2 protein-coding genes are annotated in these 2,591 nt (G+C 52.8%); one reads left to right on the top strand and one right to left on the bottom strand.

The genetic code is table 11. The features are described 5' to 3' along the window. Window positions 1-126 precede the first annotated feature (126 nt). On the bottom strand, window positions 127-978 hold the full coding sequence (locus ACESLU_RS14070) for a dienelactone hydrolase family protein (RefSeq protein ID WP_372639265.1): 852 nt from the start codon (window positions 976-978) through the stop codon (window positions 127-129). Window positions 979-1,326: 348 nt separating this feature from the next. On the opposite strand from ACESLU_RS14070, the gene ACESLU_RS14065 reads away from it, so the two are divergent. Continuing rightward, window positions 1,327-2,340, top strand: coding sequence for a hypothetical protein (locus ACESLU_RS14065; RefSeq protein ID WP_372639264.1), 1,014 nt, complete (start codon window positions 1,327-1,329; stop codon window positions 2,338-2,340). The last annotated feature ends 251 nt before the right edge of the window (window positions 2,341-2,591 follow it).

The following is a 2,591-nucleotide window of genomic DNA, read 5'->3' as shown; positions in this document are numbered from 1 at the left end:
GGTACAAACTCGAAGCCGTCGGGCTTGTCGACCTTAAATTGTTTAACATCGTGCGTAATATGCTGGATATCGCGAATCGTTACCTTGTAGCTCATAATAGTTTCTCAATGATTTTTGGTTGCTCATTCAATTCAAATATTCCGCCAGGAACTCCACTGTTTTCTGCCAGGCGTCTTCGGCAGCTTCCGCGTTGTAGCGGGTGCCCGACGGGTTGGCAAAAGCATGGTCGGCTCCCTCGTAAATATGAATATCGTTGGTGACACCCGCTTCGTCAAGCGCCGCCTCAAATTTCTTCACCTCTTCCGGCGGGATACCATCGTCCTCGGCTCCGAAAATCCCCAGCACCGGCATATCGAGAGTTGACAGTTCCCCGGCATCCGTGACCAGCCGGCCGTAATAGATGACCGTCGCATCAATGGCCTCCGGCATTGCCAGCGCCGTCTGCAGCGACCATCCGCCGCCAAAACACCAGCCGATGGTCCCGACCGCTTCAACGCCCTGTTGCCTGGTGAGAAAGCGGTAGGCCTGATCCAGGTTCTCAACCGCCTCCTCTTCATCGACCGAGCGGGCATAAGTGCCGGCGCTGTCGGGCGATTCGGCCACTTTTCCTTTATACAGGTCAACCGCCAAGGCCGTGTATCCTTCCCCGGCCAGCTTGTCCGTCATCATCCGGATATTGTCATTAAGTCCCCACCACTCATGGATCACGATCAGGGCGGGACCGCCATCCCCGGCTTCATCCGGTGTCGCCAGGTAGCCGGTAATTTCCGTCCCATTGACTGTGGCATACTGCACCTCTTCGCCCGAGACCGGTAGTCTGTCCGCGTTCTCCGACTGGGTTGCGGCATTGGCGACCGGACGATCGCCTTCATGCTCCTCATCCATGCGGTCGATGTACTCGTCACTTTCCCCGGAGCTGCAGGCCATCATTAAGAGCACCAGACTGACGCCCCAGCAGAACTTCCTCATTTTTTCCATAATCCCGTAGTTAATTGCGGTTTATTATTCAATGTAAAAAATATTGGGGAGAAAGTTGTATCACAACTTTGAGCCCTTTATACGGAATTTTACGTATACATGAATGGCTATTGGAATCGGGGTACAGCCGCCGGGACGATCTCCTCACCGGCGGCAGCGGAAGGATTAGAGTTCCTACATACTTTATAATTTGAGTCCCCTATATCCATATAAGGGGAGTAAAGATGAAAGTACCGTTTTCTCCTCCTCTGGCAAGAGGCAGGCAAAAAGGAACGGCCGGACCATTGGCTAAGTGACAGCGTCCCTTAAACACATCATTACCATTAATATATAATATAACGTTACGGTATGGACTTTGATTTTAAAAAGGCGGAACAGGCCCTGGATAAGCTATCTTTTCCCGACCGGCTGAAATCCGTCGGGCATCTCATTAAATACACCTTTACCATTATCGGGGAGGATGAGGATATCATAAAGCCCTGGATCCGCATGCTGCTCTATAACTTCGTGATGGTCAGCGGCCTGTTTTATGCCTGGCTGGGCTGGTGGTACGAGCTTCCGCTTGAGGGGTGGGGACTCTTTGTCGCGGTGGTCCTCTTCATCTACAAGTATTTTTATTACAACAAGCAAGAGATGCGGATGAGTCACATCGTCTACGAAACCATCATAGGTAACGATCCCTCCTACAAATCAGCGGTGGCGGCCTGTAAACCCATCCAGTCGCAGACCCGAAAAATCGCCTGGCTGGATATTCTCATGGCGTTCGTCAACAAGGCAAAATTTGCGGGCGGCGGCTTTGTGATGATGCTCGTCCGGCTGTTTATTGCCGGCATCGGCGAAGTCTGGGATCTGGTCAACCACTACCTGCTGCCCTCCGTGGCTGTCGACCGGCTGGAGATCAAACCGGGGGTCAAAAAGATGAAAACACTCAAAAGCCAGGTCCCCGAATCGCTGGTCGGCGTATTCGGCATCGACTTTCTGGGCAGCGTGACGCGGCGGATTGTCGTACCGGTTTATATAGTGTTGGGTATTATTGCGGTTGGCCTGGGCATTTGGTTGTCCGGCTCCCTGCCCTCCACCGAAATCCAGGGGGCCGAAGAGCCCGCCAAATACTGGTTCACCACCCTGCAGTTCAGCTGGGTGCCCGTCATCATCGCCCTGTGGGTCGGCAAGCTGATCAGCAGCCTCATTGCCCGGACCGTTACCGGGATTAAGGTAATCTATTTCACCATCTTCTATACCAAGATCACCCACCCGGATCGTATTATGGAGAAGCTGCAGGACGACCTGGTGAATTATCTCAAGCTGAAGGAAGTGGACGAGGTTAAAGACCTGGACAAGCAGGGGACGGAGGAGGAGTAGCCCTGCCTCTGTATCCAGCGCAAAGGTGTCGGGGATCAGGACTATTCTGCACTGGTGAATAAGGTTGATCCTCAACACAGGGAAATTGCTTCCCGAAAAACAACGCTCGATCTTGTGAATATATACTACCGATCCTGAGATTGCTCGCATAAAATGGCACAATGATGGCCGAAACAGCCCATAGGCTCGCTGGTCAATCCCACCTTTTACTCTTCTTCCGGCACCAGACGCTGGATGCCATTGCCCTCGGT

The sequence above is a fragment of the Fodinibius sp. genome (assembly GCF_041642155.1).
Classification (GTDB): Bacteria; Bacteroidota; Rhodothermia; order Balneolales; family Balneolaceae; genus Fodinibius.
The sequence above is the reverse complement of the archived record's forward strand: the minus strand, read 5'-3'. Positions and strand labels throughout refer to the sequence as shown.